At 68.5% G+C, this 23,281-nt stretch carries 23 protein-coding genes and 2 pseudogenes; 19 read left to right on the top strand and 6 right to left on the bottom strand.

Annotated elements, in window-relative coordinates:
* Positions 1 to 314 precede the first annotated feature (314 nt).
* Complete coding sequence (locus C1I99_RS32190; protein WP_146603859.1) at positions 315 to 578, top strand: SMI1/KNR4 family protein; 264 nt, start codon at positions 315 to 317, stop codon at positions 576 to 578.
* A 289-nt stretch (positions 579 to 867) separates the two neighbouring features.
* Positions 868 to 1,473, top strand: coding sequence for a YdeI/OmpD-associated family protein (locus tag C1I99_RS01285; protein ID WP_111132292.1), 606 nt, complete (start codon positions 868 to 870; stop codon positions 1,471 to 1,473).
* A 119-nt stretch (positions 1,474 to 1,592) separates the two neighbouring features.
* Here the strand turns inward: C1I99_RS01285 and C1I99_RS01280 are convergent, their stop codons facing one another.
* A complete protein-coding gene (locus tag C1I99_RS01280; protein ID WP_111132304.1) occupies positions 1,593 to 1,979 on the bottom strand; it encodes a hypothetical protein in 387 nt (128 codons plus the stop codon).
* 206 nt (positions 1,980 to 2,185) lie between these two features.
* On the opposite strand from C1I99_RS01280, the gene C1I99_RS01275 reads away from it, so the two are divergent.
* The 4 genes from C1I99_RS01275 to C1I99_RS01260 all read left to right on the top strand — a co-directional run bounded on the left by C1I99_RS01275 (position 2,186) and on the right by C1I99_RS01260 (position 5,411).
* The gene (locus C1I99_RS01275; protein WP_111132291.1) at positions 2,186 to 2,680 is read left to right on the top strand and encodes a DinB family protein; all 495 of its coding nucleotides are present in this window, start codon (positions 2,186 to 2,188) and stop codon (positions 2,678 to 2,680) included.
* A 239-nt stretch (positions 2,681 to 2,919) separates the two neighbouring features.
* A complete protein-coding gene (locus tag C1I99_RS01270; protein WP_111132303.1) occupies positions 2,920 to 3,561 on the top strand; it encodes a GNAT family N-acetyltransferase in 642 nt (213 codons plus the stop codon).
* Between the two features lie 131 nt (positions 3,562 to 3,692).
* Positions 3,693 to 4,544 carry a tyrosine-type recombinase/integrase gene (locus tag C1I99_RS01265; protein ID WP_199561866.1) on the top strand — a complete coding sequence of 284 codons (852 nt, stop codon included), beginning with the start codon at positions 3,693 to 3,695 and terminating at the stop codon, positions 4,542 to 4,544.
* Positions 4,545 to 4,664: 120 nt separating this feature from the next.
* Positions 4,665 to 5,411 carry a phosphotransferase family protein gene (locus tag C1I99_RS01260; protein WP_199561865.1) on the top strand — a complete coding sequence of 249 codons (747 nt, stop codon included), beginning with the start codon at positions 4,665 to 4,667 and terminating at the stop codon, positions 5,409 to 5,411.
* Positions 5,412 to 5,690: 279 nt separating this feature from the next.
* Here the strand turns inward: C1I99_RS01260 and C1I99_RS01255 are convergent, their stop codons facing one another.
* Positions 5,691 to 6,494 (bottom strand): aminotransferase class IV family protein, encoded by an 804-nt coding sequence (locus C1I99_RS01255; protein ID WP_111132289.1) that lies wholly within the window; start codon positions 6,492 to 6,494, stop codon positions 5,691 to 5,693.
* Positions 6,495 to 6,519: 25 nt separating this feature from the next.
* Here C1I99_RS01255 and C1I99_RS01250 point away from each other — a divergent pair, with 25 nt between their 5' ends.
* The 4 genes and pseudogenes from C1I99_RS01250 to C1I99_RS01235 all read left to right on the top strand — a co-directional run bounded on the left by C1I99_RS01250 (position 6,520) and on the right by C1I99_RS01235 (position 10,209).
* Positions 6,520 to 6,900, top strand: a complete 381-nt coding sequence (locus tag C1I99_RS01250) for a MerR family transcriptional regulator (RefSeq protein WP_233512251.1) — start codon at positions 6,520 to 6,522, stop codon at positions 6,898 to 6,900.
* A 983-nt stretch (positions 6,901 to 7,883) separates the two neighbouring features.
* Complete coding sequence (locus tag C1I99_RS01245; RefSeq protein WP_111132288.1) at positions 7,884 to 8,078, top strand: hypothetical protein; 195 nt, start codon at positions 7,884 to 7,886, stop codon at positions 8,076 to 8,078.
* Positions 8,075 to 9,262 (top strand): hypothetical protein, encoded by a 1,188-nt coding sequence (locus C1I99_RS01240; protein ID WP_111132287.1) that lies wholly within the window; start codon positions 8,075 to 8,077, stop codon positions 9,260 to 9,262. The genes C1I99_RS01245 and C1I99_RS01240 overlap by 4 nt, the downstream gene beginning before the upstream one ends.
* Before the next feature lie 44 nt (positions 9,263 to 9,306).
* A pseudogene (locus tag C1I99_RS01235) lies at positions 9,307 to 10,209 on the top strand (DUF4192 domain-containing protein).
* Between the two features lie 411 nt (positions 10,210 to 10,620).
* On the opposite strand, the gene C1I99_RS01230 reads toward C1I99_RS01235, so the two are convergent.
* A complete protein-coding gene (locus C1I99_RS01230; RefSeq protein WP_111132286.1) occupies positions 10,621 to 11,928 on the bottom strand; it encodes a sensor histidine kinase in 1,308 nt (435 codons plus the stop codon).
* A gap of 52 nt (positions 11,929 to 11,980) precedes the next feature.
* Positions 11,981 to 12,634 carry a response regulator transcription factor gene (locus tag C1I99_RS01225; RefSeq protein ID WP_111132285.1) on the bottom strand — a complete coding sequence of 218 codons (654 nt, stop codon included), beginning with the start codon at positions 12,632 to 12,634 and terminating at the stop codon, positions 11,981 to 11,983.
* 223 nt (positions 12,635 to 12,857) lie between these two features.
* On the opposite strand from C1I99_RS01225, the gene C1I99_RS01220 reads away from it, so the two are divergent.
* From C1I99_RS01220 to C1I99_RS01185, 8 genes are all read left to right on the top strand, one after another.
* Positions 12,858 to 13,346 (top strand): hypothetical protein, encoded by a 489-nt coding sequence (locus C1I99_RS01220; protein ID WP_111132284.1) that lies wholly within the window; start codon positions 12,858 to 12,860, stop codon positions 13,344 to 13,346.
* A gap of 53 nt (positions 13,347 to 13,399) precedes the next feature.
* Positions 13,400 to 14,431, top strand: a complete 1,032-nt coding sequence (locus C1I99_RS01215; protein ID WP_233512250.1) for a peptidoglycan-binding protein — start codon at positions 13,400 to 13,402, stop codon at positions 14,429 to 14,431.
* Positions 14,428 to 15,111, top strand: a complete 684-nt coding sequence (locus C1I99_RS01210; RefSeq protein ID WP_199561864.1) for an ABC transporter ATP-binding protein — start codon at positions 14,428 to 14,430, stop codon at positions 15,109 to 15,111. Before C1I99_RS01215 ends, C1I99_RS01210 begins: the two co-directional genes overlap by 4 nt.
* Before the next feature lie 73 nt (positions 15,112 to 15,184).
* Positions 15,185 to 16,405: an ABC transporter permease gene (locus C1I99_RS01205; protein ID WP_111132282.1), complete on the top strand. Its 1,221-nt coding sequence runs from the start codon at positions 15,185 to 15,187 to the stop codon at positions 16,403 to 16,405.
* A gap of 272 nt (positions 16,406 to 16,677) precedes the next feature.
* Entirely contained in the window at positions 16,678 to 16,845 is a 168-nt protein-coding gene (locus C1I99_RS32520) for a hypothetical protein (RefSeq protein WP_158553900.1), read from the top strand.
* Between the two features lie 169 nt (positions 16,846 to 17,014).
* Positions 17,015 to 17,857, top strand: coding sequence for a HalD/BesD family halogenase (locus tag C1I99_RS01195; RefSeq protein ID WP_111132280.1), 843 nt, complete (start codon positions 17,015 to 17,017; stop codon positions 17,855 to 17,857).
* A gap of 21 nt (positions 17,858 to 17,878) precedes the next feature.
* The gene (locus C1I99_RS01190; RefSeq protein WP_111132279.1) at positions 17,879 to 18,730 is read left to right on the top strand and encodes a class I SAM-dependent methyltransferase; all 852 of its coding nucleotides are present in this window, start codon (positions 17,879 to 17,881) and stop codon (positions 18,728 to 18,730) included.
* A gap of 22 nt (positions 18,731 to 18,752) precedes the next feature.
* Positions 18,753 to 20,558, top strand: coding sequence for a choline/carnitine O-acyltransferase (locus tag C1I99_RS01185; protein ID WP_111132278.1), 1,806 nt, complete (start codon positions 18,753 to 18,755; stop codon positions 20,556 to 20,558).
* A 42-nt stretch (positions 20,559 to 20,600) separates the two neighbouring features.
* Here C1I99_RS01185 and C1I99_RS01180 read toward each other — a convergent pair whose 3' ends face one another.
* On the bottom strand, positions 20,601 to 20,825 hold the full coding sequence (locus C1I99_RS01180; RefSeq protein WP_199561863.1) for an aminoglycoside adenylyltransferase domain-containing protein: 225 nt from the start codon (positions 20,823 to 20,825) through the stop codon (positions 20,601 to 20,603).
* Positions 20,826 to 20,927: 102 nt separating this feature from the next.
* Entirely contained in the window at positions 20,928 to 21,098 is a 171-nt protein-coding gene (locus C1I99_RS32515) for a hypothetical protein (RefSeq protein ID WP_158553899.1), read from the bottom strand.
* Between the two features lie 473 nt (positions 21,099 to 21,571).
* Here C1I99_RS32515 and C1I99_RS01170 point away from each other — a divergent pair.
* Positions 21,572 to 22,806 (top strand): annotated as a pseudogene (locus tag C1I99_RS01170) (IS110 family RNA-guided transposase).
* Positions 22,807 to 23,281 lie beyond the last annotated feature (475 nt).

The following is a 23,281-nucleotide window of genomic DNA, read 5'->3' as shown; positions in this document are numbered from 1 at the left end:
CCCCGGCCCAGGACACCCCCGGACCGGTCACACCATACGAATCAACGACCCGCGAAGTACGGGGCTAGCCCTGCTGGCAGACAGCATGCAACTCTCATGGCCGCTGAGGTGTGCGTCGAAGGGACTCTGACTTGTGGGGGACCGTTCCGCGCACCGATGATAGCGATATGATCACCGGCGGCTTGCCGGTTCCGTCGTTGCTCCTCGGTGCGGTGCAGCGGGGTCGGTGGGTAGCTCCAGACCGCTCGTCCTCGACGTACCGTGAAGTCTTCGGCGATGACGCGGTAGTCCCACAGTTCCTCCCCTTGAGTCGGATGACGGCCAACAGGCGCTGGCTCGACGACATGCCTGAGGACTATCGCGGGTTCTATCTCGGTCAGCCGGGCCGGCAGCGCCCGCCTGGCGACGTGGGTCCTGACCGGTCTCTCCTGATCGGTGACCTCGGCCCCGACCAGCCGTTTACGTTGGACTACAAACCTTCTTTGACCGCCCCGTCGGTGATCTACCTCAGCACAACGGCGGACTGGATCGAGGTTGCGCCCAACATCGGGACGCTGATCGAACGCCTCGGGATCTGACTGTGCGGAGGGACCTGCGCGATCTTCTGCCGCAGACCGAGCGATTGAGGTGTGCGGGTGGATCGCCGGGCGTCGCGGCTCATACGGCGTCTGGCCGCCACCGTGGATGGCGCTGGCGAGTGTCAGAGGTGCGTTGTCGTGGACGGCGCCCGCCGCACGCGGCACGTGCACGAGGAGTCCGACGTGCCGGCCCGAGGTCGAGATCGTCCTGAGCATCGAGGTCCTGCCCCGACGGTCCGCCGAGCGACCGGCGCGCCGGCAGCCCGGCGAGTCGCGTTAGCCTGCCGTCATGGCGAGCATCGAGTTGGATGAGTTGATCGTCGGGGACGCAGAGGGGCTGCGCGCGTGGTTGTCGGCCAACCACGCTACGTCGCCCGGCGTCTGGCTCGCTCTGACCAAGAAAGGCGGCACAGCCACCACGCTGACCTGGCAGCAGGCGGTCGACGAGGCACTGTGCTTCGGCTGGATCGACGGGCAGGCCCGTAAACGGGATCAGGAGACCTCCTGGATCCGGTTCACCCCTCGCAGGCCCCGCAGTTCCTGGTCACAACGCAATGTCGCCCACGTGGCCCGGCTGGAGGCGCAGGGGCGAATGATGCCCCCAGGCCGCGCCGCGGTGGAAGCCGCGAAGGCGGACGGGCGGTGGGCGGCCGCCTACGCCCCGTCGTCGGAAGCCGAGGTACCGGCCGACCTACTCGCCGCCATCGCCGCCGACCCCGCCGCCCTGGCCATGTTCGACGTACTCACCAGAACCAACCGGTTCGCTCTCATCCACCGCCTCAATGCCGTCAAACGGGCAAAGACCCGCGAGCGGAAGATCGGCGAGTTCGTCGCCATGCTGGCCCGTCATGAGACGATCTACCCGCAGAAGGCCAAGCCTTCGAACTCACCGTAATCGGCATCCCCATGATCAAGTGCACTGATCTGCCGCCGATCGGGCGTCACGTTGCGTGACAGGCGTCGGGGTAGGGCGAAGCGCTCGGTCGTGTCGATGAGCGGACCGCCCGGTCGGACTCACTCTTGGGGGCCGTCTCCCGTTCGCGCCAAGCGCTCGCGACTCAGATACCGAACCGGCTTGCCGAGTGACTCCGCGTAGGCAATCTCCCGTCGGGTTGACTCACCTAAGTAGCCGCCCGGATCCACGATGTACACCTCGTCAGCCATGCGAATCTTTTGGAAGTGCACGCCGCCAAGCCGCCCCTTCAGGTCCGAGCTGTCGACTGTCCAGTCGTAGTCCGGCAGATCGGGGAGGCTGAACATTCCGAGGCTGATCACGACGCAACCTTCCATCGTGAGCCGCTGGTTGACCTCCGCGAACTCAGCCTCAAACTTGGTCGAGCCGCAGAGCGTGATGACCTTCGCCTCACCCTCGGCCGACTGCGGCGCCTGCTGGTCCTCCATGAGGTTCATGATCGGTGAACGGGCAGGACAAGTCTATCGCCGCCCCCTGGACGTCCGCTCATGCCGCCGATCGGGCGTCACGTTGCGTGACAGGCGTCGGGGTAGGGCGAAGCGCTCGGTCGTGTCGATGAGCGGGCGTCTGGTCGGTACCGCACGGATGACGTCCCCGCCTGCCTCTCCCGGATGACAGTACGTAAGGTCAGGGCATGATCGAATCCCAACGCGAAGCCGTACCGCGCAACGACGGTGGCGAGCTCGACACCACCCTCGCCTTCTTGTCCTTCGCTCGATCATGCGTGCTGAAGAAGGTCGCCGGCTTGAACGAGGAGCAGCTGCGGCGCCGCCTGGTCGTCTCCGACACCACACTGCTGGGCCTGGTCCAGCACCTGACCGACGCCGAACGGTACTGGTTCGGCTACACGTTCGCCGGCGACCGGCGCTACGCCGACGTCGACTTCGACATGGTGGTCGAGCCGGACCGGTCCCCGGAACAGATCATCGCCGGCTACCGGACCGCGATCGCCGACAGCGACGCCCACATCATCGCAGCCGCTGGCCCCGACCTCCTCACCGCGCAGCCGGTCGGTGACGCGCCTCGTACGCTTCGCTGGGTGCTCGCCCACATGACGAGCGAGACCATCCGGCATGCCGGTCACGCCGACATCCTGCGAGAGCTCATCGACGGTGCCACCGGCCGGTAGGAGATCGCGACTCGGAGCCGTACCCCATCCGGTGCAACGCAGCCTCGTCGAGCACTCGGAGACCACCAACGGCCCGAAGGGTCGGCAAGGTGACGGCGAGGAACGCACGGATCTGCCGCCGATGGTGCGTCACGTTGAGTATCGGGCCAGCCGACGCTCGACGGGCGGTCCTGCCGATGACAGCGCACGCCTCGGCAACTCAATAGCGTGGCGCTGGCCCAGTTGTCATGATCGGGTCCGTGCTTGCTGACCTGTGGCCCCAATACAACCTGACTATCCTTACGCCACGACTCGAACTCCGGCTGCCCCGCGAGGAGGAACTCGCCGCACTCGCACACCTGGCAGGCAACGGCGTGCACCGGGCGGACGAGCGTCCGTTCCTGACCCCGTGGACCGATGGCAGTCCCGAGGATCGGGCGCTGTTCGTGCTGCAGGGACACTGGGGCCGGCTCGCGGGGTGGAACGTGGCAGCGTGGGGCCTCGGACTCGCGGTCTTCCACGACGGGAACCCGCTCGGCCTGGTCACACTTCGAGCACGCGATTTCTTGGTTGTTCGAGAGGTCACGACCTCCTCGTGGCTAGGGATCGAACACCAGGGCAAGGGCTACGGAACCGAGGCTCGGGTCGGTCTGCTCACGCTGGCCTTCGACCACCTCGACGCGCGTGCGGCGCTCACCGAGGTGTTCCAGGACAACCACGCCTCGCAGAGAGTGTCCCGCAAGCTCGGCTACGAGGCCGACGGCATCTCGGTTGACGCCCGCAACGGCGAGGCCGTTGTGTCCGACCGCCTACGGCTCACCAGGCAGAAGTGGACTCAGCAAGAGCGGCTCGGAGTAAGGGTTAACGGCATGGCAGCATGTCGCCCAATGTTCGGCCTCTGACGGCATCCGCTTCTGACGCTCCGGGTGGGCTGGCGTTCATCACCGCTGGTGACGCACGGCGATGTATGACTACCTCTCCTGCTCCCGCTTCCAGTGTCATACCGGCCGATCAACTCGTTGGGCGCGCCGCGGTGTCGGCTTTCCTGGGCCGCTACCGTGGGCAGACTCGCGTCCATACCGAGTCCGACCTGCGGGTCTTCCTCCGCTGGTGCACCGACCACGACCTTGACCCGCTGGCCGCGGCGCGGGTGGACGTCGAGCGGTACGTGCGCTGGCTGCAAGACGTACGCCGGTACCAGCCCTCGACAGTCTCGCGGCGTCTGTCCGTCGTGGTCGGGTTCTATCGAGTCTGCGTCATCGACGCCATCCTGGAGCACTCGCCGGCCGACTACGTCCGCCGGCCCACGGTGCCAGCCGAGTCACCGACCCTCGGACTGGGCCACCTGCAGTTCGAAGCCCTGATCACCACCGCCCGACAGTCCTCGAACCCGAACGACTTCGCCCTGGTCGCGCTCCTGGGCCTGCTCGGCTTGCGGATCTTCGAAGCCTGCGGGTCGAACATCGCCGACCTGGGCGAGGAACACGGCCACCGGGTCCTACGGGTGCGCGGCAAAGGCGGCAAGGTCGTCCTCGTCCCCCTGCCACCCGCGGTCGCCCGAGCCATCGACCGGGCCGTCGACGAGCGCACCAGCGTCCCGATCCTGCGCAACGCCCACGGTGGGCGGATGGACCGACACGCCGCCACCCGCCGACTCAAACACCTCGCCGCTGCTGCGGGGATCCGGATGCCGAGGATGCACCCCCACATGCTGCGCCACACGTTCGTGACCACCATGCTCGACGCCGGCGTCAGCCTCCGCGACGTGCAGATCGCCGCCCGCCACGCCGACCCTCGAACCACCATGCGCTACGACCGCGCCCGTAAGAACCTCGACCGACACCCCAACTACATCCTCGCTGCCTACATGACCTCCGGAACATGATCAGCTGTTCACGGCTTTGCCGATGGGCGCGAGTCGGCCAGATCGCTTACCTGTGCGCCGTAACGCATTTCGATTCGCAGGCAATAACCCCGTGGCGGCGTCGATGATCAGCTCGCGACAATGACCGGCGTGGAAGGGGTCATGGTCGTCGTCGCCCATAACGAGCGCGCGACCCTGCGCGTCGGCGACGTGTTCCTGAAGGTCGACAGCGATCAGGCGCGCATCGATGTCGAGGTCGAGGCGATGCGGTTGGCGCCCGTCCCGACCCCCGAGGTCCTGTGGCGCAAGCCACCCGTCCTCGCGATCGCCGCCGTCCCCGGCCAGGCACTCGGCCGTCTCGGCGAGCCGTCGCCCGCGTCACCGGCGGCGTGGGCCGCGGCGGGCGCTGCGATCCGGAAGCTGCACGACGCGCCACTGCCGCCGTGGGCCGGCAAGAAGCTCGTCGGGCTGGACGCGGAACTCGAGCGCGAATGCGCCTGGCTCGTCGACAGCGGCGTCCTGCCGGCCGACCTGGTTGACCGCAACCGCGAGATAGCCGAGGCCGCGATTCGGCCGTGGACGCCGGTGTTCATGCACGGCGACCTGCAGGTCACCCACATCTTCACCGACGGCGACGAGGTCACCGGCGTGATCGACTGGTCCGAGGCGGCGCCCGGCGATCCGCTGTTCGACCTGGCCTCCCTAACCCTCGGGCACGAGGAATGTCTCGGCGATCTCCTCGCCGGTTACGGCACCGACGTCGACCGGGACGTGATCCGCGCCTGGTGGTCGTTGCGCAGCCTGCTGGCGTCCCGCTGGCTGATCGAACACGGCTTCGACCCGTCCTTGCCAGGCTGCGAGTTCGACGTACTGAAATCGCGGATGTGAGGTTGCACGAGCCCGACGGCCACGAGCGGTGACGGGGGCGCGGCTGGACATGCCGATGTCACCGATCGCCGTGAAGGCGCAGCCGTCGTGGCTCACGACCGGTGCGCGCCATCGCCAACGTCGTATGCGACGCCAAGCGTGGGCATCCGGATCTGCCGCTGTTCGCGCTGGTGAACCTGACTGCGGCATCGACGTGAGTCATGCGGAGCAACAGTAGTCCGGCAGCGCCACCTGTTCACCCGGCAGCGGATGGCGGTCAACCAACTGCTCACACCGGTTTCAGGGCCGGGCTGAGGGCTCGGTCTGGTAGGCCTCGTGCAGGAGTTGGGCGAAGTTGGCGCCGTTCGCGAGCTGCCTGTCGCCCAGGCGAGAGACAGAAATGGCTGGGGTCCAAGAATTCATGATGACGCCGGCCATGTCCTCGCTCAGGTCAGCTCGGCGGATCTCGCGAGTCTGCTGAGGGACGCCGAGGTTCTGGAGCTGGCGGGTGACGATCTGCATGGTTACTCCGGGCAGGATGTCGGCCTGCGGCCAGATGACCTGCTCGCCATCCCAGAAGGCCAGGTTCCAAATGGTCGCTTCGCTCAACCGGCCCTCACTGTTTTCGAAAGCGGCGTCGTCGAAGCCGCGGGCTTGGGCCTGCCGGAGGCACAAGGTCTTGGTGACCTCGCCGACGTGCTTGACGCCAGCCAGGTGCCGCTGGTGGTGGACGATGTTCAAGGCCATCGGCCCGGCGGGCGGCTGGGCCGGATCAGTGAGCTTGATTAGCACGTCCAGGCTCAGGTCAGGGCTGGTGGCCATGAACTCCCCTGGCCGGGAGGTGACGAAGCAGGTGAGCGACGCATCCGGTCCACCCGCGTCGATGGCCGCGCGCAGGTACTCGCGGACCCGGCTGTTGGGTAGGTGCTGGCCGAACAGCACCTCGCTCGCCCGGCGCAGGCGCTCCAGGTGTAGATCCAAGCCCCGGACAGCCCGGTCGCGGACCTGCATCGCGGTGAAGTGGGCGTAGCCAGCGAACGCCAGCGGTGCGAGGTCCTTGGCGGTGGCGGGCTTACCGTTGAGATGAGTGAGCGAGATGGCCATGCCAGGAATGTAGGAGCTGACACCAGTGTCAAAGGCAAGCGTTCAGGACAGGCAGTTGCTGCGCGTTGGTGAGCTGGCCTCCCGCACGGGGGTGAGCCCGCGGTTGCTGCGCTACTACGACAACCAAGGACTGCTGGCCACCGAGCGCTCTACGACCGGGCAGCGGCTCTTCGAGGCCTCGGCTGTAGAGCAGGTCCGCTCCATCCGCCTCCTGCTGGGGGCCGGCCTGCCGACTCGTGTGATCGCCGAGCTGCTGGAGTGCATCCATGAACCCGGCCGGCTCGAACCCTGCGCTGTGCCCACCCTCATTGAGCACCTCCAAGCCTACGACGAACGCATCGCCAGCCTCCTCAGCACCCGCACCGCTCTCCAAGGACTCATCGACTCCTCGACCCCGCAGCAGTAACAGCTCCGGGCGGGCTCGGATCCCCGTGGCGACGGACTCCTCGGTGACGACAGAGGGAAGGAAAGGGACCGTACCCGGTAGGCGTGGTGCATCGGTTGCAGCAACGAGATCATCGAAGGCAGTATGGCGTCCCCAGCCGCACCCTTGCCCGGCCGAATCATGTTGATGCGATGCGCTGGCTCCGTTGCCAAAGGTAATCATCCATAGAAGGGTCCTCACCTTGGCAGAACGCGCAGGAGTCAGCTTCGCCGAGGAACCCGTTGAAAGGTCGCGGGGCGCTCATCTGCCGCAGACAACGCGCGGGTCGGCGCTGATCGCCGCGCGGTAAGCACCAGCGCCGGCTACCTTCGGTAACCGGGAGCAGCGACAGTCAGCCCGTGGTGGGGAGTTATGGCCGTCCCGGTGGAGCCCATCTCGTCCGTCATAGCCATGCCATGCTCTATCTCTGGGGCCGCCTCGGCAACGGCCAGACAGGGGACGGTCCCGATGGCCGGGTCCCCGGCCCGCCGGTGACCGGCGAGCGAGTCCGATCCAGGGCGCAGCGGGACTGGGTCGCTCGGGGCGATGAGTCCCGCACCTGGTATCCCGTCACTGGCCGGGCAGAGCGGGACCGGCGGCTGCCGCGATCAGCACGCTGTACCGCAGTCCCGCCGGGTTCCGCTTTGACGAGCAGACCTGACAGGAGCGCGGGCATCGCCGGGCTGTCAGGTTCTGTCGGGAGGCCGAACCTGACAGCCCGGCCGACGGGCTCCCCGCACGGGTAACCTGAGGTTTCTCCTTACTTCTTATGTGCCTCAGATCTGATGCCTCGCGCGACGGCATCGTGCCCACCACTTCCGGTCGGCCGCCGCCGCCAGCCTCGGATCCGGCACCACAGACCCCCGCGCCCCTCGCCCATGCGACTGGGGGCGCGGCGCGGCATCCCCATCCCTTCAGGCGGCCACCACCCGGTGGCCGCCTTCTTCATGTCTCAAGGAGGACCAATGCACCTGGCACACGGCGGCTTCCGCGCCGACCATCACAACGCAGCCCCGCCCGATCTCCTCAGCGGTGTCACCGCACTCGTCGGCGAGAACACCCGTTCCCGCCTGGCCCACCCCGTGGCGCTGGCTCCATGCGCCGAGTCAGTCGCGGACACCCACCTGGTCATCGCCGGCAAGCGGGCGTCGCAGCGATGACCAGCGCGAGCCTTACGGACAAGATCCGTACCCTGCACGCCGAGACGATCGCCGCCATCGAGCAGCGGCAGACCCTGGCCGTCGAGGCCCGTTCCGCGCTCATCGCCACGTGCAACCGGCTGATCTGCCGGCCCGGCTGCGAGGACGCCCTCGCCACGTGGGGCCTGGAACCGCTGCCGCAACGATGGACCGTCTCCGCCGAAGCTCAGCTGTCGCACACGCGGTCGCACACTGACCACCACGAGGCCCGCAAGCAGGCCCGCTTCGGCGTACCGGACGAGCTGCGCCTGCTGCAGCCGGCGATGGCGGTCTACCCGAAACATGTCATCGACGTGACGCCTGTGCCGAACGGCAGCGACCAGCCTGGGCCGCAGCGGTACCGGATCACCGCGCAGGTCACGCTCCAGACATGGGTCACGGCGACCCGCGAGGCCGACGCGTACGAAGCCGCCCGCGCGATCGTGGAGGGCCACCTGAGCACGCTGGCTGACGCTGGCATCACTCTAACCGCGCTGAGGTGGCAGGCCGCCGACGGCCCCGACGACGTCCCGCAGGACGACATCGACGCCGATGCGCCGGCCGTCGCCGGCGCGGCGCAGCTAACCGAACTCGCAGACGACCTCACCGCCGCGACGGCGGCACGTGACGCGGCGGTGCAGGCCCTCGCCGACCTGCGACGCAGCATCCGCGCCCGCGCGATCCGCGCCCTGGTCGACGACGAGATCGGGGGCATCTATCAACACACGGCGCAGCGGGTCGACCGGCTCCTGGTCGATCTCGGGCTCGACCGGCTGCCTCAGGCACACCACGTCACGGTGGTCGCCGACCTGACGCTGCCGGCCGGCGCCGGTACCGCGCGGGAGGCCTGCGACGCGGCACGGGACGTGATGCGGGCGGCCACCACCAGCAGCCCGGACGAGACGCGGCCGTGGACCGCGTACGGCTGGACCATCCCCGAGTACGCCACGCGCGACCAGGACAGCTGGCGGATTCCGTGGCGGCACGAGTACGACATGTGGCTCCGCGGCCACGCCACCTCCGACGACGCGACGGCGATGGCCGAGGTCCTTGCCCGCGCAGACCTGGCCCAAGCGCTGGCCGGCATCGACTACGCCCTGGTCACGGTGACCGCCAGCGTCGAGACCGTCGGTATCGACCTCTACCTGGACCCCGACAGCGACTGAACCCTCGGTCATCTACCCACCTGTAATCCGCATTGGAGATCATCATGCCGTTCCCAGACAACAAGCTGACCGTGCGATCCCCAGCCGACCTGGTGACCGCGGTGCCGTACCTGCTCGGCTTCAGACCCAGCGACGGCAGCATCGTCGTGATCGCCAGCAGGGACCGCCAGATCGTCTTCGCCGCCCGCAGCGACCTGCCCACCCCCGGTACTCCCGCAAGCCAACTCGTGGACCTCGCCGCCAACCTGGTCCCGGTCGTGCGGCAGCAGCCGATCACCGACCTCATGATCGTCGGCTACGGGGACACCGACCACGTTGACCCGGCACTGCGCACCGTCGGCCAGGCGTTCACGGCCAGCGGTATCCCCGTCCGGGAGCTGCTGCGGGTCGCCGGTACACGGGTCTTCAACCTCGACTGCGACAACCCCGCCTGCTGCCCACCGCAGGGAATCCCGTTCGACCCCACCGCCTCACTCGTCGCGGTGCAGGCAACCGCCGCCGGGCTGGTCGCGCTACCGGACAGGGCGGCCGTGGCCGCTCGGTTCGCGCCCGTCGACGGTGCCGCCCGTGATGGCATGCGCGACGCCACCAGGGCGGCGGTCACCCGCCTGAAGACGGTGAGCGCCGCCGGCAGCACCGGCGTGGACGAGGCCGGCGCGCAAGCGGTCCGCGACGCGCTGCGATAGCACGATGGCGGCAAGCGTCTCACCGACGACGAGGCGGCCTGGCTCACCCTGCTCCTGAAGCGGCCATCGGTGCGGGACCTTGCCGTAGACCTCACCGAGCCGCATGACCGGCACGTCACGTTTTGGGCGGACGTCACCCGCCGCGCCGAGGAGGCGCTCGTACCGGCACCGGCAACCCTCCTCGCGCTCACCGCGTGGCGCTGCTGCTGCTCCACCTGGGCGCGGGATCACCCCCGCGTGCGCGGGGAGCAGGCTTCTTGACCTGGGGTTCTAAAGATCAACTGCGCCAGTTTCATTCACTTTGGCTGGCAGATTGTTCACCCTGTTGGCCCCGCTTCCGACTGGTGGAGTCGGAGACAGCGTAACGGACGACTGTCGTCAAGCCTGGGGGTTGGTAGTCGACACAGGTCCAACTCTCCAGAGGCTCCCAGGAGGCGGCCTACGAAGCCATTGAGCCTTTCCGAGTAATGGTCGGTGACTGTGCGTGGTGTCCGGTTCATGTGGTTCGTCCGTGCTCGATGTGGAGGATGACCAGGGCGGCGGCGACGGGTTTCCATGCCGCGAGGCGCTCGTCACTCAAGGTGACGTCGGCGCCGGCCGCCAGCGCTCGGACGTGGCTCCCCTCTGTGTCAAGACATCGCGGGAGGCGGGGTTCTAAGGGCGTGCAGATGATTAACACGCTGGTTTGATCTCTGATAGGGGTGTGGTTTCCCAGTTTCGCTCCGCGGCCGTGAGTCCGGGGCGGGTGCCGGCGGCGACCGGGTGTTCGGCGCTGGGGAAGGTCACGGTGATTTCCATACCGCCCTCGGGGCGCGGGTGGGCTGAGATGGTGGCGTTGTGTGCGTTCGCGATGGCCTGGACGATGGATAGCCCGAGGCCGAGGCCGCCGTCGTGGTGGGTCCGGTCCGCGTCGATGCGCTGGAACGGCTGGAACAACCGGGACACCTGGTCGGCCGGTACCACCGGACCGGAGTTTGTCACTGTGAGCATCGCGGTGCCGGCCCTGGTCGTGGTCGATACCTCAAGCCGACCGGAGGCCACGTTGTACCGCAGCGCGTTGTCGACGAGGTTGACCACGAGGCGTTCGATCAGGCGCGGGTCGCCGAGGATGTGGGCCTGGTCGAGTCGGGTGGTGAGCCGCAGCCCGCGTCGGCCGGTCTCGGTTTCCCGAGCGAGGAGTACCTCGGTGGTCACGTCGGTCAGATCGACCGGCTGCCGGCGGTCGAGCCCGCGCTCTCCGCAGGCCAGGGTCAGTAGCGCGTTGATCAGCTGTTCCTGTTGGTACGTCGTGTTGAGCACGCGTTCGTGGGCGGTGCGGAGCGATTCGACGGTGGCGTCGGGGTCGGCCAGGGCGACCTGGACCACTAGGCGCTGCAGGGTGAGTGGGGTACGCAGTTCGTGTGAGGCGTTGGCCACGAACCGGCGTTGGGACTGGAACGACGCCTCCAGGCGGGCGAGCAGGTCGTCGATGGTGTCGCCGAGTTCTTTCAGTTCGTCGCCGGGGCCTTGCAGGGCGAGGCGCCGGTGGAGGTTGGTGGCGGAGATCTGGCGAGTCGAGGTGGTGATGGTGCGTATCGGGCGCAGGATCCTACCGGCCGCTAGCCAGCTGAGTCCCAGGGATACGGCGAACATGAGGGCAAACGCGGCCCCCGATCGGGTGAGGAGCGTGTGGTTGTTGCCGTTCTCGCGCTTCGCCAGCAGGTCGTTCGCGGCTTGGACCTGTTGCGGATTCAATGTGCCGTTCGGCGGCGGGCCTGTGACCGAGCCTGGATCGCCTTGGGTGTCCTTAGCTAGAGGCTGGATGCTGTCCGGTTTGACCACGAAGGTGCTGCCGTCCTGGCGGACCACGAGGATGCTCTCCTGGCTGGCCCAGAAAACGCTGGTGCTCGTGTGTTGCAGCAGAACATAGGTGGTGGCAAGCAATCCGATGCCGCAGACCAGGAAGAGGCCGCCGTAGAGCAGCGTCAGTCTTGTCCGCACCGTGCGCTGCGGTAGCCGCGGGTGCCATGGGAGTCGCTTCAACAAAGCCACCTCAGATCCGGTAGCCGGATTTGGCCACTGTTTCGATGACCGGTGGGTCACCGAGCTTGGTACGGAGCCGGCTCATGGTGACCCTGACGGCGGTGGTGAACGGGTCGGCGAACTCGTCCCACACCCGTTCCAGGAGTTCTTCGGCGGAGACCGTGCGGCCCTGCGCGGCCAGCAGCACCTCCAGCACTCCGAACTCCTTGGGTGTGAGCTCCACCGGCCGTTCTCCTCGGTACGCGGTGCGGCGCGCGGCGTCGAGCACGACGTCGCCGTGGCGAAGGATGGGAGGTAGGACGGGGTGCACACGGCGGGCGAGCGCGCCGATCCGGGCGACCAGCACTGGGAAGTCGAACGGCTTGGGTAGGTAGTCGTCGGCGCCGAGTCGGAGCCCGTCGACCAGGTCGTCGTTGGAGTCCGCGGCGGTGAGCATGAGGATGCGGCTGCGGCAGCCGTCCGTGACCAGTTTCTTGCAGATCGTGTCGCCGTGGACGCCGGGTAGATCCCGGTCGAGCACGATGACGTCGTAGTCGTTGTCGACCGCGCGGTTAAGGCCGGTTCGTCCGTCCAGCGCGACATCAACAGTCATCTGCTTCCGGCGTAGTCCGGCGGCGACTATCTCGGCTATTTCTGCGTTGTCCTCGATGACAAGTATCCGCACTGCCCTGCCCCTTCCCGCCGTGCCGCCGGGTCGTGGGTACCCGGCTTTCCAAGTTTGCCCGGGATCCTGTTGCGGCGTCGTTTCGTCGCTTCGGTCGGCTGGTCGTTCGGCCGTGAAACATTCCCGCAACTGTCCCGGCGATACACCTTTACGAGTCGTGCCGGGCGGTTCCGGCCGACTCATCCTGAGGAGTGCGCCGATGAGAACGAGATTAGGTCTGGCCGTGATCGTCCCCGTGTTGGTGCTCGCGGTGGCTGCCTGCGGCTCGGAGAAGGGCAGCGACATTCCGACCGCGGGCGGCGGGAGCGGGGGTGCGACGCCGGCGGCGACGGCGAGCCTGTCCAGCGATGAGCGGGCGCTCAAGTTCGCCCAGTGCATGCGCGACCAGGGTATCGACATGCCCGACCCGGGCACGGACGGGTCGAGCGTCTTCGGTAAGGGCGCTGCCAGCAAGGACAAGCTGGACGCCGCGACCGAGGCGTGCCGGCAGTACATGCCCGACGGCGGCGAACTGCGGCAGCCAAGCGCGGAGCGGATCGATCAGCTGCGCAAGTTCGCGCAGTGCATGCGTGAGCACGGTATCGCCAAGTTCCCGGATCCGCAGGCCGATGGTCTTATGGACATCCAAGGCGCCGGGATCGATCCCGAGGACGCCGCCTACCAGGCGGCGGAGGAGGCGTGCGCCGCTCTGCAACCGGGGCCGGGCTCATGAGCGAGGGTACGGTCGGCGCCCGGCGGCGCCGGCGACGGATACGCGTTCTGGCCATGGCGGGTGTGGTCCTGGTGACTGTCGGTGGTGGGACTGCGGCGGCGCTCGGGTTCGGCGGCGGCACCACCGAAAAGCCGGCGTCCAGCACGATGCCCCCGGGTACGGCGAAGGTCACCCGGATGACGCTCACCGAGACCGCGGACGTGGACGGAACCCTGGGATACGGGGCCGTGACGTCGGTCAACGGCCAGGGCAGCGGCCGGGTCACCTGGCTGCCAACACCGGGATCCACAGTAGAGCGCGGTAAGACGGTGTACAAAGTGGACGAAAAGCCGGTGGTGCTGCTGTACGGTTCGGTCCCGATGTACCGGACCCTCGCATCGGGCGTCACCGGCAGCGACGTCAAGCAGTTCGAGCAGAATCTCGCCGCCTTGGGCTACCGGGGCTTCACGGTGGACGACACGTACAGCTCGGCGACGGCCGCGGCCGTCAAGGATTGGCAGGAGGATCTCGGCCTGACCCAGACCGGGGCGGTCACGCCGGAGGCGGTGGTCTACGCGCCCGGGGCGATCCGCGTCGCCGAGCGCAAGGCGGAGATCGGTGCCCCGGCCGGCGGCCCGGTGCTGACATATACCGGCACCACCCGCCAGGTCTCGGTCGACCTGGAGCTGAGTAAGCGTGGTCTGGCCAAGACGGGGGCAAAGGTGACGGTGAAACTGCCCGACGAGTCCACAGTGGCCGGTGCCGTGGCCAGTGTGGGCCGGGTCGCCGAGACCCAGACGGGCAGCAGCGGCGGGTCGACGACCACCACCGTCGAGGTCATCGTCTCCATCGCTGACCAGAAGAAGCTCGGCTCGCTGGACGAGAGTCCCGTCAAGGTCACGTTCGTGGCCAGCCAGCACAAGGACGTCCTGACAGTACCCATTCTCGCGCTGCTCGCGCTCGCCGAGGGCGGGTACGGCGTCCAGGTCGTTGAGGGCAGCACCACCCAGATCGTGGCCGTCGAGACCGGGATGTTCGCCGGGGGTCGGGTGGAGGTCAGCGGCGACGGGATCACCACCGACACCGTGGTGGGGGTGCCGAAGTGAGCCGGGCCGTGGTCGCGCTCGACGGGGCCAGACGGGTCTACCCGGGCGGGGTGGCCGCGCTGCGCGGGGTGTCGCTGCGCATCGGGTACGGCGACCTGGTCGCGGTGGTCGGCCCGTCCGGTTCGGGCAAGTCCACCATGCTGAATCTGATGGGCACGCTGGACCGGCCGTCCGGCGGCACCGTGCGGGTCGACGGGTACGACGTGGCGGAGCTGTCCGATCGCGAGGTCTCCGCGTTGCGGGCGGCCCGGATCGGTTTCGTGTTCCAGCAGTTTCACCTGGCGCCGGGGGTCAGCGTGCTGAACAACGTCGCGGACGGGCTGCTCTACGCGGGCGTGCCGGTACGCCAGCGCCGCCGCCGAGCCGGAGCGGCGCTGGACCGGGTAGGTCTGGCGCACCGGCTGGACCACCTACCGCACGAGCTGTCCGGCGGCGAACGGCAACGGGTGGCGATCGCCCGGGCGGTCGTGGGTGAACCGGCGCTGCTGCTGGCCGACGAGCCGACCGGAAACCTGGACACCGGCACAGGTGCCGCCGTGATGGCCCTGCTGCGCGACCTCGCCGCGGCGGGTACCACCGTCGTGATCATCACCCACGACCGGGACATCGCCGCACAACTGCCGCGCCGGGTGGAAATGCGTGACGGCCAGATCGTCACCGACGCGGAGGTGCCGGCCTGATGGGCGTAGTCGCGAGGCAACGGCGATTAGCACGGCGGCGGATGAGCGCCGAGCGACGGAGTGGGGGCTGGCGATGAGTGTCGTGGCGGATGGGCGGCCCGCTCTGCGTGCCCGGCGGCTAAGACCAGACGATGTGCTCCGCGTCGGCAGCGCGGGATTGCGTACCCGGTCGACGCGGGTGTTCCTGTCCGCCCTGGGCATCGCGATCGGCATCGCCGCCATGGTGGCGGTCGTGGGTATCTCCGCGTCCAGCCAGGCCGACCTGCAACGCACCCTGGACCGACTGGGCACCAACCTGCTCACCGCCGGCCCCGGCAAGACGTTGTCCGGCGAGGCGGCGTACCTGCCCGACGAGGCGATCCGAATGATCAGCCGGATCCCGCCGGTAACCTCGGTCAGCGCGACAGGGGCCGTGACCAACGCCAAGGTCTACCGCAACGACCGCGTCCCCGCCGCACAGTCCGGCGGTCTGGCGGTGCTGGCGGCTCGCACCGACCTGCCCGCCACCGTCGGGGCCCAGGTGGCGAACGGGAGCTGGCTCAACGAGGCCACCGCCCGCTACCCGGGCGTCGTCCTGGGCAGCGTGGCGGCCGAGCGGTTAGGCATCGGCGCCGCAGGCTCCGACGTGCAGATCTGGCTCGGCGGGCACTGGTTCACCGTGATGGGCATTCTCCACCCGGTGGAGCTGGCGCCCGAACTTGACTCGGCCGCGCTGATCGGCTGGCCGGTGGCGCAAGCCCTACTCGCCTTCGACGGTCACCCCACCACGGTCTACACCCGCACCCGCGAGGACGCCGTGGAAGATGTCCGATCGGTACTCGCGGCCACCGCCAACCCACAGCACCCAAACGAGGTCGAGGTATCCCGACCCTCCGACGCGCTCGCCGCGAAGCAGGCTACCGACCAAGCCTTCACCGGCCTGCTACTCGGTCTCGGCGCCGTCGCCCTACTCGTGGGCGGCGTGGGAGTGGCCAACACGATGGTGATTTCGGTGCTGGAACGCCGAGCGGAGATTGGTTTACGCCGTTCGCTCGGCGCGACCCGGGGTCAGATACGGCTGCAGTTCCTGGCCGAAGCACTGCTGCTGTGCGTACTCGGTGGTGCCGGTGGCGTCCTGCTCGGCATCGCCGTCACCACCGCCTATGCGTATACCCAGCACTGGCCCACCGTCGTCCCGGCCTGGGTCATGGCCGGAGGCTTCGCCGCCACCCTCGCCATCGGCGCCGTAGCCGGTTTCTACCCCGCGGTCCGGGCCTCCCGCCTGGCCCCGACCGAAGCACTGGCCATCCCGTGACACGGTTAGCGCGGGTCGGCCTCGTTCTCCGATTGCCGGGAGGCTTCATGTCACACGTACCCGTGCCGCAAACGCTCGCCGCTGGACGCGGTCCGACGACAGGGCGGGCACAGGCCAGACGCGCGACGGGGACCGGCGGGCGGCTCGTGGTGGCAGCGACTGCCCTGGCCGTGGCCGCGGCGAGCGCGGCATGCGGTGGTGACACCGTCGATCCGCCCCGTCCGGCCGAATCGAGCGGCTCGACCCACAACGGCCACAGCCAGTCTGCCGGGGTGCTGAGCGTGCTGGACACCGCCGTGTCGACGACCCGTCGCGGTCGCGGCACCGTGTTCCTGCGCGGTGAGCTGACCCGGGCCGGGGAGACGGTGCTCAGCACGACGTTCCGGGCCTGTTCGGACGCCGCCCGTAGCGCCTCGGCCGCACGACGGGACGCGCCATGACCGTCGGCCGGCCCCGGGGCGGACTACCAGTAGTTGGGCTGGTCCAGCGGGCCGCGCTCCGGCCGCGGCGCTGTGAACAATGTAACCAACATGGGGCTAGACGCCGGTGAATCTTGTTAGGATTCCGCATTTCTTCATGCCGCCACCATTGAAGAAGGGGTCCGTCCAAATGAATATCGTGGACACCGCGCGCTATCCACTGGCCAACCCGGGAAGCGACGCATGGAACCGCGTCGTTTCCCGAACGCGCACCGAACTGCGCGAACTCGGGTGCAGCGTGCTGCCGGAGTTCATTCTGCCGAGCAGCTGGGAGGCGCTGCGGCGGGAAGGCGCCGGGGTCGCCCCGCTGGCGTACTACGACGTTGAGGAGACCAACGTCTACAACATCGCGTTCGACGACGACCTGCCGGCCGAGCACCCGGGCCGCATCGTCATGCAGCGCGGCAACGCGTTCGTCCCGCGCGACCGGATCCCCACCGACAGTGTCATCCACCGGCTCTACACCGACGCGTCGTTCGTGCGCTTCGTCGCCGCCTGCTTCGAACTCCCGGAGCTGCACGAGCTCGCCGACCCGCTGTCCGGTCTGGTGCTCAACGTCGTGCAGCCCGGCATGGAGCACCCGTGGCACTTCGACACCAACGAGTTCACCGTCAGCATGCTGACCCAGGAGCCGGAGGAGGGTGGCGTCTTCGAGTACTGCCCGAACATCCGTTCGGCGGGCGCGGAGAACTTCGGCGCCGTCCGTTCGGTGCTCACCGGCGCCGACCGCTCGCCGGTGCGGGCCCTGACCCTGCGCCCCGGTGACCTCCAGCTGTTCAAGGGCCGGTATGCGCTGCACCGGGTGAGCGCGGTGCGCGGCGCCACCGCCCGGCACTCAGCGATCTTCGCCTACTCCGAACGCCCCGGCGTGATGGGCAGCGTCGCCCGTACGCGGCAGCTGTTCGGCCGGGTCCTGCCCGCGCACCGCGACGCCGAGCGCAATGCCGTGCGAGTCGACCAGCTGCTGGACTAGTAATCGCGAGGAGCCGCCCCCGTGCGTTTCGACCGGACCGGAAAAGTTTCCCTCGACGGCATCTACACGCAACCCGATCCCCGCGCCTATTTCACCACCCTGCGTGAGCTCGACTATTACATTCCCCAACTCGCCAAGCCCTATTTCCAGCAAATCATCGGGCAGTACCGCCAATCGCGGCAGGTGGCCGTCCCGACCGTCGTCGACGTCGGCTGCTCCTACGGCGTCAACGCGGCGCTGCTGCGCTGCGACGCCACCATGGACGACCTGTACGACCGCTACGCCGGCGCCGAGTGCACCCGGCAAGCGCTGCTGGAGCGCGATCGTGAGCTGGTCCGGGCGCACCGGTCCCCGGCCCGGTTCGTGGGGCTGGACGTGTCCCGGCCGGCGCTGGGGTACGCATCGGCGGCCGGGTTCCTCGACGACGCCGTGCAGGCTGACCTAGAGGCGCGCGAACCCACGGCGCGGCAGCGCGCCCTGTTCGCCGGTGCCGACATCGTGATCTCCACCGGATGCCTCGGCTACGTCACCGGCCGGACGCTCGTGCGCGTGGTCGACTCCCGCCGGGACCGGCTGCCGTGGATGGCGCATTTCGCGCTGCGGATGTTCCCGTTCGAACCGATCGCCGACAGCCTCGCGGCCCTCGGTTACGACACGGTGCGGGTGGACCGGACGTTCCGGCAGCGCCGTTTCGCGTCCGACCGGGAACAGCGGCAGGTGCTGGAGACGATGTCCGCCGCCGACGTTGATCCGGAGGGTCTGGAGACCGACGGCTGGTTGTACGCTCAGCTCTACGTTTCCCGGCCCATCGGCACTCCCGACCCCTTGACCTTTGACGTTGACCAGTCACTGATTCAGAAGGCCGCCCGATGAGCAGCGAATTCCAGGAGACCGAGTGAGCACGTTCGAAAACGAGGACACGCTGCCGCGGGTGCCGTTGCCCGCGTTGGAGGACACCTGCGCCCGGTTCCTCGAGTGGTCTGCGCCGCTGCTGACGGAGGAAGAGTTCGCCGACACCGAGGCCGCGGTGCAGGAGTTCGGGCGGGCCGACGGTCCGGGGCCGAAGCTGCACGCCGATCTGGTGCGGTACAATGCGGATCCGGCCACGCACAGCTGGTTGGACACGTTCTGGCCGGCGCGCTATCTCGGTCGCCGGGACCGGATCGCGTTGAACGCCAACTTCATCTTCCTGTTCCGCGACACGCCGTTGCGTGGGTTCGCCGAGCCGCAAGTGGAGCGCGCGGCGAGGCTCATCGCCGCCGCCGTGAACTACAAGACCCAGCTCGACGACGAGCGCATCTCGCCGATCGTGACGCGCGGGCAGCCGTTGTCGATGGAGCAAAACAAGTTCCTGTTCTCGACCACCCGCATCCCGGGGCCGGTGCAGGACACCGTCCGAGCGCCGTACAGCGACGAGATGCCGGGCCCGTCGACGGAGCGGCACATCGTGGTGTTCCAGCGCGGCAACGCGTTCCGGATGGACGTGGTCGGTCCGGACGGGCGCCCGTACTCCCTCGACGACCTGGCGGCCGGCCTGCGTGAGGTGCAGAAGGCCGGTGCCGCGCGGGCCGCGACGGCCACCGCGGCCGGTCATCTCACCACGATGGCCCGGGCCGAGTGGGCGGCGGCCAGGGACCGGCTGGCGGCACTGGATCCCGGTAACGCCGCGGCGCTGGACACCATCGAGACGGCGCTGTTCTGCGTGTGCCTAGAGGACCTGACGCCGGCCGACGACCTGGCGGCCTGCGACCAGTTGCTGCACGGCGACAGCGGCAACCGGTGGTTCGACAAGGCGGTGTCGCTCATCGTGTTCGCTGACGGCACGGCCGGCATCAACGTCGAGCACTGCGGGCTGGACGGCACCACCATCCTCAGCTTCGTCGACACGATGCTCGCCGCGTCGCCCGAGGAGCACGCCGCGCAGTCGGGTGCGGCGGCGCAGGGGGTGCCGGCGATCGAGCCGGTCACGTTCGTGCTCGACGACGCGCTGCGGGCCGACATCGCCGCCGCGGCACGGTCGTTCGCCCAATACGGCGCGGACACCGCCACCGTGACCCTGTCCTTCGACGAGTTCGGGGTGGACGAGGTCAAGCGGCTGCGGATGTCGCCGGACGCGTTCGTGCAGATGGCATACCAGCTCGCGCACAAGCGGGCCAAGGGCTTCATCGGCGCCACGTACGAGTCCATCGCCACCCGCCAGTACCTGCGGGGACGGACCGAGGCGATGCGCGTCGTCACGCCCGAGGTGCTGCGGTTCGCGTCCACGATGGACGAGCCCGCCGCGTCACCCGACGAGCGGCGGGCGGCGTTCCGGGCCGCGGCCGACAAGCATGTCGAACGGGCGAAGCAGTGCCAGGCCGGTGCGGCACCGGAGCAGCACCTGTGGGAGCTGCAGCTGATCCAAAAGCGGCGTGGGGCGGCGCTCGGCGTGCCCGAGTCGTCCCGGCTGTACGAGACGCCGGGGTGGCTCACAATGCGCGACGACTACCTGAGCACCAGCTCGGCGCCGTCGACCAGCATCCGCTACTTCGGGTTCGGGGCCACCAGCAGTCGCTGCATCGGGATCGCGTACGTGCTGCTGCCGGACCGGTTCAACCTGTACCTCAGCACCCCGCGCCCGGTCGCCGGCATGATGTACACGTTTGCCGACCGGCTCCGCGAAGCGTTGCGTGAGCTGCGCGACCTGCTCGACGAGCGGTAGCCCAGGTCACGGGTCCGCCGCCGGCCGCGCGATCTCCGCGATCTAATGGGCGGCGTGGCGGCGGACCCGGTCCCGCAGCGCGTCCCAGGTCTCGGCGGCGAGCCCGCGATAGATCGCCCGGGCGTCGTCGGCCAGCACCGGGCGGTGCGCGGCCGGCAGGCGGTCGAGGACGAAGTCGGCCGCGGCGTCCTTGGACCGGATCCCGCCCGTCGCCAGGGTGGTCCGGATCCGGGCCAGCGTCACGATCACGTTGCGGGTGTCCAGCAACGCACGGTCATGCTGGGCTTTCCCCGCATCGCCAAACGGCCGGACGGCTGGCCACAGCCAGGCATCATCGGTAGACCCCACGCCCCTCATGCAATGGTCTGGTCAACGATCGGTCGAGACGATCGCGGTGACCAACAGCAGGATGCCGATTGTGATCTGCGCGAACAGGGCGCCGAAGAAGAGCTTCGGGTGGTTAACGAACAGGCGAAGCGTTCGGAATGGTCCCGGCAGCGCTCTGCCTGCCCACAGCCGGCGCTCGGCCCACAGCCGCAAGACGAAGTTTCCGAGGGCGAACGTAAGGAACAGAACCCCGAGGACGCCGAGCGGAGCCTGCGGAGGAGTTGCTAAGGCAAATGGGGAGCACGGACCGACGCTCGCACGGCTCCCGAGCCTTGTAAAGATCATCGGAGTGCCACCACCGCTTGTCGACCGGATAGCGGCATCCGTCCTGATAATCCACGCGGATCAGCTGGTTGCCTTGATCTGCCAACCTCGGCGCACTCATCTAATAGGTTCCGTCAGCCTGCTGGTGCAGGATGGCTCCGGTAGCGGCTGGCGGGTCAGCACTCCACTCATCGGACCCGATTGAGGTCTTGCGGCAGACCGTGCGCCCGTTGGTCGTGAGGAGACGGAACGGCTGATGGGATGACGTGCCCCGCCCTCGGGCTTGGTGAGCACTTGGCTATTAGATCGCCGGCGTCTCCTCCACGCTGCTGATACAGGCGGTGTCTGTGTGGAAGGCGAGGATGATCTGGGTAGGCGATGACTGGGCCGAGAACCACCACGACGTGGAGATCCTCGGCGAGGACGGGCGCCGGCTTGTCCGGGGGCGGTTGCCGGAGGGCCTTGAGGGCGTCGGTCGGTTGCATGCGCTGATCGCTGAGCGCATGCCGGCGTCGTGGGCGGATCTGAACCCGACCGAGGCGGCCGGGCGGGTGCGGATCGGGATCGAGACCGACCGTGGCACGTGGGTGCAGGCACTGGTCGCGGCGGGTTATCAGGTGTATGCGATCAACCCGATGTCGGTGGCGCGGTACCGAGAGCGGCATTCCCACCTCTGGTGCGAAGTCCGACGCCGGGGATGCGCACGTGCTGGCGGAGATCGTGCGTCTGGATCATGCCCATCACCGGCAGGTGGCTGGTGACAGCTCTCTTGCGGAGGCGGTGAAGCTGGTGGCGCGGGCGCATCAGAGCCTTGTCTGGGACCGCACCCGGCAGGTGTTGCGGCTGCGCTCGGCGCTGCGGGAGTTCTATCCCGCCGCGTTGGAGGCTTTCGACGACCTGGCCGCCGGTGAGACCCTCGAGTTGCTGGACCGGGCACCGGATCCGGAGCGGGGTGCTCGCCTGCCGCGGGGGGCGATCGTCGCCGCGCTGCGGCGTGCCGGTCGTCGTGATCTCGATGGCAAAGCTACCGCGATCCAGCAGACACTGCGCTGAGCAGCTGCGTCAGCCGCGGCCGGTGCAGCTCGCCTACGCGGCGATCGTGTCCAGCCAGGTCCAGCTGATCAACGTTCTCAACATCGAGATCGCCGAACTCGGTCAGGTGGTGGCCTCACATTTTGGCCGTCACCGGGACGTTGAGCGTTACCTGAGCCTGCCCGGCCTCGGCCCAGTTCTCGGCGCCCGGATCCTCGGCGAGTTCGGCGACGACCCGCACCGCTACGTCGATGCCAAGGCCCGCCGCAACTACGCCGGCACCTCGCCGATCACTCGGGCGTCCGGCAGCCGCCGTGTCGTGCTCGCCCGCTACGCCCGCAACCGCCGTCTCGCCGACGCCGTGCACCAGTGGGCGTTCTGCGCCATGCGCGGCTCACCCGGCGCTCGCGCCTACTACCAGGCCCTCCGCGACCGGGGTACCGGTCACCAAGCCGCCCTGCGTCAGCTCAGCAACCGTCTCGTCGGCATCCTCCACGGCTGCCTCAAGACCGGAACTACCTACGACGAGGCCACCGCCTGGGCCCATCTCCAACCCAGCACTTGACATCGAAAAACCATGGGATGTCTGCCGCAGATAGTGTGCGGTAGCGCCTGGCTCATGCTCGCGGGCACCAAGATCCGGACGCCGTCCTGCGGATGCCTGTTGTCGGGGGACGGGGATATCCCCGGATGGCCGATCGCCGTGCTGTCCGGCCAGGCCTGGAAGGTGTGTCAGATTCCGGGACCCGGCTTGCCCGTGCTAGCGAACGGCTGCCTCGCACTCACCCTTCAGCCCATCGAAAAGTGCCGCTCTACCTGCGACATCGTTCCTGGTTGGCAGGGGTCGCATCGGCAAGTTCCTGCGCTGGTAAAAGTGGTCGGCGAGCATGGGGTTGCTTCGGATCCATCCCTGCTGACCGGTCAGCCTGCACGCAGCAAGCGCTCGATGGCCAAGGCGGGACAGCGAACTCACGTCATGTCGGGTCGCTCAGCGCCTTCTCGGCAAGCGGCCCAGGCTGCCGGCGGCTTCGTTCATGTCG

It is taken from the genome of Micromonospora deserti, from assembly GCF_003236335.1.
GTDB classification, from domain to species: Bacteria; Actinomycetota; Actinomycetes; order Mycobacteriales; family Micromonosporaceae; genus Micromonospora; species Micromonospora deserti.
This window is presented reverse-complemented; position numbering and strand designations above follow the sequence as displayed.

Excerpts from the sequence above, each read along its gene's own strand:
- C1I99_RS01245 (WP_111132288.1), top strand. The coding sequence starts at position 7,884 with ATGCACCTGGCACACGGCGGCTTCCGCGCCGACCATCACAACGCAGCC.
- C1I99_RS01280 (WP_111132304.1), bottom strand. The coding sequence starts at position 1,979 with ATGGAGGACCAGCAGGCGCCGCAGTCGGCCGAGGGTGAGGCGAAGGTC.
- C1I99_RS01275 (WP_111132291.1), top strand. The coding sequence starts at position 2,186 with ATGATCGAATCCCAACGCGAAGCCGTACCGCGCAACGACGGTGGCGAG.
- C1I99_RS01260 (WP_199561865.1), top strand. The coding sequence starts at position 4,665 with ATGACCGGCGTGGAAGGGGTCATGGTCGTCGTCGCCCATAACGAGCGC.
- C1I99_RS01240 (WP_111132287.1), top strand. The coding sequence starts at position 8,075 with ATGACCAGCGCGAGCCTTACGGACAAGATCCGTACCCTGCACGCCGAG.
- C1I99_RS01255 (WP_111132289.1), bottom strand. The coding sequence starts at position 6,494 with ATGGCCATCTCGCTCACTCATCTCAACGGTAAGCCCGCCACCGCCAAG.
- C1I99_RS01205 (WP_111132282.1), top strand. The coding sequence starts at position 15,185 with ATGAGTGTCGTGGCGGATGGGCGGCCCGCTCTGCGTGCCCGGCGGCTA.
- C1I99_RS01215 (WP_233512250.1), top strand. The coding sequence starts at position 13,400 with ATGGCGGGTGTGGTCCTGGTGACTGTCGGTGGTGGGACTGCGGCGGCG.
- C1I99_RS32190 (WP_146603859.1), top strand. The coding sequence starts at position 315 with ATGACGGCCAACAGGCGCTGGCTCGACGACATGCCTGAGGACTATCGC.
- C1I99_RS01195 (WP_111132280.1), top strand. The coding sequence starts at position 17,015 with ATGAATATCGTGGACACCGCGCGCTATCCACTGGCCAACCCGGGAAGC.
- C1I99_RS01285 (WP_111132292.1), top strand. The coding sequence starts at position 868 with ATGGCGAGCATCGAGTTGGATGAGTTGATCGTCGGGGACGCAGAGGGG.